Origin of the sequence: Sporolactobacillus terrae DSM 11697 (genome assembly GCF_000648615.1) — a bacterium.
GTDB classification, from domain to species: Bacteria; Bacillota; Bacilli; order Bacillales; family Sporolactobacillaceae; genus Sporolactobacillus; species Sporolactobacillus terrae.
In genome coordinates, this window is record NZ_JFZC01000018.1 from 1 (window position 1) to 6780 (window position 6780).

At 47.3% G+C, this 6780-nt stretch carries 9 protein-coding genes; all 9 read left to right on the plus strand.

All coding sequences use genetic code 11. The annotated features are described in order from the left end of the window. The first annotated feature begins 2 nt into the window (after nt 1-2). Complete coding sequence (locus AA84_RS0102760) at nt 3-491, plus strand: tyrosine-type recombinase/integrase (protein WP_051577789.1); 489 nt, start codon at nt 3-5, stop codon at nt 489-491. Between the two features lie 178 nt (nt 492-669). Beyond that, complete coding sequence (locus tag AA84_RS0102765; protein WP_028975920.1) at nt 670-960, plus strand: HNH endonuclease family protein; 291 nt, start codon at nt 670-672, stop codon at nt 958-960. A gap of 97 nt (nt 961-1057) precedes the next feature. Beyond that, nucleotides 1058-1414, plus strand: coding sequence for a hypothetical protein (locus AA84_RS0102770; RefSeq protein ID WP_028975921.1), 357 nt, complete (start codon nt 1058-1060; stop codon nt 1412-1414). Between the two features lie 2 nt (nt 1415-1416). Beyond that, on the plus strand, nt 1417-3105 hold the full coding sequence (locus AA84_RS0102775; RefSeq protein ID WP_028975922.1) for a terminase large subunit: 1689 nt from the start codon (nt 1417-1419) through the stop codon (nt 3103-3105). A gap of 19 nt (nt 3106-3124) precedes the next feature. Next, nucleotides 3125-4351, plus strand: a complete 1227-nt coding sequence (locus tag AA84_RS0102780; RefSeq protein WP_028975923.1) for a phage portal protein — start codon at nt 3125-3127, stop codon at nt 4349-4351. Then, nucleotides 4293-4877, plus strand: a complete 585-nt coding sequence (locus tag AA84_RS0102785; RefSeq protein ID WP_028975924.1) for an HK97 family phage prohead protease — start codon at nt 4293-4295, stop codon at nt 4875-4877. Before AA84_RS0102780 ends, AA84_RS0102785 begins: the two co-directional genes overlap by 59 nt. Nucleotides 4878-4899: 22 nt before the next feature. Continuing rightward, nucleotides 4900-6156, plus strand: a complete 1257-nt coding sequence (locus AA84_RS0102790; protein ID WP_051577790.1) for a phage major capsid protein — start codon at nt 4900-4902, stop codon at nt 6154-6156. Between the two features lie 30 nt (nt 6157-6186). Next, complete coding sequence (locus tag AA84_RS0102795) at nt 6187-6489, plus strand: hypothetical protein (protein ID WP_028975926.1); 303 nt, start codon at nt 6187-6189, stop codon at nt 6487-6489. Nucleotides 6490-6495: 6 nt separating this feature from the next. Continuing rightward, on the plus strand, nt 6496-6780 hold a 285-nt coding region (locus AA84_RS0102800; RefSeq protein WP_028975927.1), incomplete at its 3' end, for a head-tail connector protein.

Genomic DNA, 6780 nt, shown 5'->3' on the forward strand with positions numbered 1-6780 from the left:
ATTTGAGAAGCAGATCCGAACGTGACTTTATGATCTTCTTGCTTGGTATCTGTGTTGGACTGCGAATATCTGACCTTCTGCGCTTGAAGAAAGAAGATCTTTATAAGCCTCATATTACGATCATTGAGAAGAAAACGAAGAAGACCAAGCGCTTCAAGATACCTGGCTATATCAAGAAGTACGTGGTACCGTTTGCGGATCAGCTGCATGATGGTGACTTCATTTTTAAAAGCCGGCAGGGAAAGAACAAACCAATCTGCAGGTCAACAGCGTACAAGATTCTCAATGATGCAGCCAAGGCATGTCACCTGCAGGAGATTGGCACACACACGCTGCGCAAAACGTTTGGCTATCATCACTACAAGGTCAATCATGATGTGGCCATACTGCAGGAACTGTTCAATCATTCGAAGCCTGAGATCACATTACGTTACATCGGCATCACACAAGACCAGATTGATCGGTCTGTGGACAAGGTCAAATTAATCTAGCTTTCTACTCACTTCACCATAAATAGTATTAGCGTGAACTCATATCAAAAATATTTTTTAAGCCTGATAGATCAAGGCTTTCAAGCGTTTAGCGAGTTGAACAGAATAGGTATTGAGGTGAACTCGTCATACGAATTGCACTATTAGTGTAGGGGTTATTTTTTAGGACGTGATGAAGATGCAAGAGTGGGCAAAGAAGTTCTATGCATCCAAGCAGTGGAGACGATGCAGGGATGCTTACTACAAGAAGAAGCATGGCATCTGTGAACGATGCGGCAAGCCTGGCAAGATTGTTCATCATAAGATTGTACTGAATCCACAGAACATCAATGAGCCAATGATCACGTTGAATGATCTGCATTTTGAATTGCTTTGCCAGGACTGCCACAACAGAGAGCACAATGAGAAGTATGGAGTGACAATGGAAGGCGTTCACTTCAATGAATATGGTGAATTGGTGCAGTCATAGCCCCCCCATTTTCTATTTTCTTCCTATGTCACCGTAACCGTTAGCCCCAGATTAAATGAACACGCAGGTCATCTCACATGAGGGGGGGATCAGATTTATGGCGAAATTGAGCAAGAAAAAACAAGATGCGTTGATTCAGTCCGAAATCGACCGATTAACCGAGATTTTCAAGAATATAGCGGAAGATAAAAAGAAAGCGGCCCAGCGCTTAATTGAGCGGGTCGCTTTTATGACGGTGACGCTCGGTATCCTTGAAGACACGATCAAAACCAAGGGACCGACCTATTTGCTGGTTCAGGGTGCTCAGCGGATGCTCGTGGAAAACCCGGCGCAGAAGTCATATAACGCCATGATCAACCGTTATACGGCGGCAACAGACAAGCTCATGAGCCTTCTCCCTAAGGATGAGCCTGAGGAAAGCGATGGATTCGATGAATTCGTGAATAGCAGATGAGTCTGAGAAAACAATATCCGCTTGCCTATAACCCAATTCTTGACTACTGGGAAAAGATTGAACGTGGCGATGAAGTGGTTGGCGATAAGGTCAGGAGGATTTATAAAAAACTGGCCGATGATGTTTTTGACCAAGAATCAGTGTACGAGTATTCGCCGGCGCGTGCCAATCACGTTATTGAGTTCATCGAAAACTACTGCCGGCAATCAAAAGGCAAGTGGGCGGGTCAGCCCATTGATTTGGAACTTTGGCAGAAGGCATTTCTTGCGGCGAGTTTTGGCTTTATTCACAAGATTGATGGCACGCGGAAATATCGTGAAGTGCTGCTGGTCGTTGCCCGAAAGAATGGTAAGTCTACACTTTCATCAGGTATTTGTCTCTACCTGCAGGTGGCGGATGGCGAAGGTGGCGCGGAAGTCTATGCGGTGGCCACAAAGGAGAAACAGGCGAAAATCGTCTGGTCAGAATCCAAGAAGATGGTCAAGAAATCTCCGGTACTTCGCAAGCGGATCACACCACTCGTGAAGGAATTGCGCGCGGATTTTAATGACAGCACGTTTGAACCGCTGGGCAGCGACAGTGACAAGCTGGACGGTCTGAACGTTCACGGTGCATCGCTTGATGAAATTCACGCATGGAAAGATAAGAATCTGTATGACGTTATTGTTGACGGCACCTCGTCCCGTGAGCAGCCAATGATTTTGATGATCACCACGGCAGGCACTGTACGTGAAGCGGTCTATGACCTGAAATACGATGAAGGGGAGATGTTGCTGAATGGATTGGATGACCCGAACGGCTATAAGGATGACCGATTCCTTCCCATCATTTATGAACTCGACAATCGGGCAGAATGGACGGATCCGAAGACCTGGAAAAAGGCAAATCCGGGGCTCGGCACGATTAAGAAACTGGACACGCTGCGTAGCAAAGTCAATAAGGCAAAAGCAAATCCGATTCTGGTCAAAAATCTCTTATGCAAAGATTTTGATATCCGTGAGACATCAAGCGAAGCCTGGCTGACTTTTGAACAGCTGAACAATCAGACGACATTCGATGTCAAAACGCTGAATCCAAGCTATGGAATCGGCGGTACCGACTTGTCGAGTACGACCGATTTGACCGCGGCAAAAACAATTTTCATGGTACCAAACGATCCACACATTTATGTGATGCAGATGTATTGGCTTCCTGAAGATTTGCTTGAGCAGAGAGCCAAAGAGGACAAGATTCCATATGATCTGTGGGCACAACAAGGCTTTCTGCGAACGACACCAGGGAACAGTGTCCACGCGAAATACGTGACTGAATGGTTCCTTGAAATTCGTGATGACTATGGCATTTATTTGCCGTGGATCGGCTACGATTCTTGGAGCGCTAAGTATTGGGTTGAGGAGATGCAGGGTTATTTCGGCAAGGACGCGATGGTTCCGGTCATTCAGGGTAAAAAGACATTATCCAGTCCGATGAAATTGCTCGGTGCAGACCTCAAAAAAAAGATCATCGTCTACAACAACAACCCGATCGACAAATGGTGCCTCTCGAATACGGCAATCGAAGTGGACAAGAACCTGAACATTCAGCCGTGCAAAACGCAGAATCAGCGGCGCCGAATCGACGGTACCGCAGCATTACTTGATGCCTATGTCGTGCTGCAGGAAAAGAAGAACGATTATCTGAACATGATTTGACCGTAAAGGGGGTGGTTGATTGGGGCTGTTTGAGAAAATATTTGGCAAGCGAGCGCCACAGTCGAGTGGGACAAAACGGCGCTTTGAGATGATCAGTGATGCCGGAAACGGCTTTTATCAGTGGAACGGCAATCTGTATCAAAGCGATATCGTCCGGTCCTGCATTCGTCCGAAAGCAAAAGCAGTCGGCAAGCTTGTGGCTAAACATGTTCGGAACAATGCCGCTGACTTCAAAGTCAATCCGGATTCGAATATCCGTTTTTTACTTGAGGAGCCGAATCCCTTGATGACTGGTCAAGTGATGCAGGAAAAGCTGACCACCCAGCTGGAGCTGAACAACAATGCATTCGCTTATATCAAACGCGATGAACTGGGGATGCTGGCAGAGATTTATCCAATTCCTTGCACAACGGTTGAGGTCGTCGAAGGCGCGTTAGGTGATCTGTTTCTGACTTTCTATTTCGGTAACGGAAAGAAAATGACTGTGCCCTACACGGACATCATTCATCTGCGCAAGGATTTCAACCAGGATGATTTCTTTGGTGACAGCCCAGGGGAAGCATTGGCGCCGTTGATGAAGGTCGTGACGACTACAGATCAGGGCATTGTGAAGGCAATCAAGAACAGCGCGATGATTCGCTGGATTCTCCATTTCAGCAGCGTGCTGAAGCCGGAAGATATTCAGAAGCAGGTCGATGATTTTACCAATAATTATTTGAATATCGAAAACAATCGCGTGGCAGCTCCGGCAGATCCGCGCTACACACTCGAACAAGTGAAACCGGAAAGCTATGTCCCCAACGCGGAACAAATGAAAGAAACCACGTTGCGGATCCATAGCTTTTTTAATACGAATCAGAAGATCATTCAGAGCGACTACACCGAAGACGAGTGGAACGCCTATTTCGAGAGTGAGATTGAGCCAGTGGCAATGCAGCTGTCTGGCGAGTACACACGCAAGCTGTTTTCGCGACGGGAACGCGGCTTTGGCAATTCAATCATTTTTGAAGCGTCGAACCTGCAGCATGCGTCAATGAAAACCAAATTGAACCTGCTGCAGATGGTTGACCGCGGTGCACTGACGCCAAATGAATGGCGTTCTGTATTTAATTTGACACCGATCGAAGGCGGGGACAAGCCGATTCGCCGGCTCGATACAGCGCCGGTCACTAAAGGGGGTGATGACGATGGAGAAGACGGAGACCCGATCAATGACGACGGACAAGATAGAGATTCGGGAAGCTGAGGACGGAGCCAAACAAATCTCCGGATACGCAGTCAAGTGGAATATGAAATCGGAACGCATGGGTTATTGGCACCGGTTCAGAGAGCAGTTTGCCAAAGGCGCATTCACGAGTTCTTTGGTTGATGACGATCAGCGTGCGCTGTGGAGTCATGATACATCCAAGGTACTGGGGCGCACGAAGAATGACACGCTCCGACTGTATGAGGATGATGTAGGGCTGCGTTTCGAACTTGACCTTCCACAGACGCAGCTTGGCAACGATGCCTATGAAACAATCAAACGCGGCGATGTGGACGGTGTCAGCTTTGGATTCATGATGCAAGTTGAGGAATGGGATGAATCGGATCCGGATAATATCGTCCGCACGATCAGCCAGGCACGCTTAATTGAAATCAGCCCGGTTGCATTTCCTGCTTATCCGGACAGTCAGGTGGCGGCAAGGAGCAATGATCCATACAAGGATTATGTAAATCAGCGTAAGAAGAGCGAGCTACGAAAAAGGCTCATTCTAGCAACCTATCTATAACAATAAAGGAGATGTCTGATCCATGGCAAAGAAGAATAAACTTGGCAACACATTGAACCTGCAGTATTTTAGCGCAAAGTCGCTTGAAGAAATTAATAAACGAAAGACAGAAATTCGCTCCCTTTTGGAAGGCGAGGATCCGGTTGATCTGGACGCGCTGGAAAACGAACTTCGCGAACTGAACGAACAACAACAGGCAATCGAAAAACGGCAGCGTCTGCTCAATGAAGCGCAGGGAATCAATGATGGAACAAAACCTGCTGGTGAAACAAGAACGATTGAAACATTCAATGCTGGCGCGCGTGAGCAGCGTGAGACACAAGTCGGTACTGGATCGATGGAATACCGGAAAGCTTTTATGAATCTTGTGCTGCGTGGTCAAAAGTCAGAGGTACTGGAAACCCGTGAAGCCGGAACCACGGCAACTGGAGACATCGGCACGGTCATTCCGCAGACGATCATCAATCGCATTATTGAAAAAATGACGGCATCCGGCATGCTCTACTCACGCATCTTCCGGTCGAACATTCGCGGCGGCGTGTCGATCCCAACTTCGAACATCAAGCCGGTTGCGACCTGGCAAGATGAAGGTACCGTTGCCAGCAAGCAGAAGAAAACGACCGGTAATATTTCGTTCACCTACAACAAGCTGCAGTGCCGTGTTGCGGTCACCCTTGAAGCGGATACTGCTGCACTGGATATCTTTGAATCGACCATTGTCAACAACGTCTATGAAGCGATGATTATCGCGATTGAAAAAGCGGTAGTTACCGGAACCGGCACGAAACAGCCTCTTGGTATCGTTAATGACCCTAAAGTGACAAACAGCATCTCTGTTGTAGAAGCGGATCTGAAAAAGTACGACAAGTGGACGGAAATCATTTCAAAGCTGCCGCTTTCTGCTGAAGGAAAAGTGGCACTGATCATGACGAAAACCGACTGGGATAAAAATATCCTTGGCATGGTGGACACGACCGGCCAGCCGATTGCACGGGTTAATTATGGGCTTGACGGACGTCCGCAACGTCGTTTGCTTGGCTACGAGGTCATTGTGGTTGAAGATTATCTGCCAACGTTTACCGGTGCGGCAGAAGACGGTGTTTTCGCGTTCTTCGCTGATCTTCAGGATTACGTGCTGAACTCGAACCTGCAGTTCCTTTACAAGAAATATTTTGATGAAGATACGGATGAATGGGTACACAAGACAACATTGATTGCCGATGGCAAACTGGCCGATGCGCAGAACGTGCTGCTGATTAAAAAAGCACCTCAGGCTTGATCATTCAATTTTTATTAGGGGGAATCATCCATGAACGTGAAAGTGTTGAATGCGTTTGTTGATAAAGAAACCAGGAAGGAATATTCATCCGGATCCATCTATCCATCATCGGATATTGAGCGGATCCGTTTTTTGCAGGAGAAAGGATTCCTGGAGATGGACGCGCCGGCAGAAACGCCAACGAAGGAAAAGGCAGACGACAAGGAAGTTGATGAAACGGAACTTCCGTCTGAACTGAAGCATTTAGGCGGCGGGGTTTATGAGTTGCCGAACGGTGAGCATGTCAAAGGCAAAAAGAAAGCACTGGAAGAATTGAAAAATTTGAAGGAGTGATGCATTTTGCTCCTGGCAGATATTAAGTTATCACTTCGAATCACAAATGCCGCTTTTGACACTGAGATTGATAGTCTGATTGCGGCGGCGCAGCGGGATTTAATTCGCGCCGGCTTGTCAGCTGACCAGGTGAATGCTGAGACGGTTGATCCCTTGATCAAACAAGCAATCACAACCTATGTGAAAGCTAATTTTGGACTCGATAACGAGGATTCTGAAAAGTACCAGCGTTCCTATGCGATGCTGCGCAACGATTTGTCTTTGAGTCAGGATTATTTGCCGGTTGGTGAT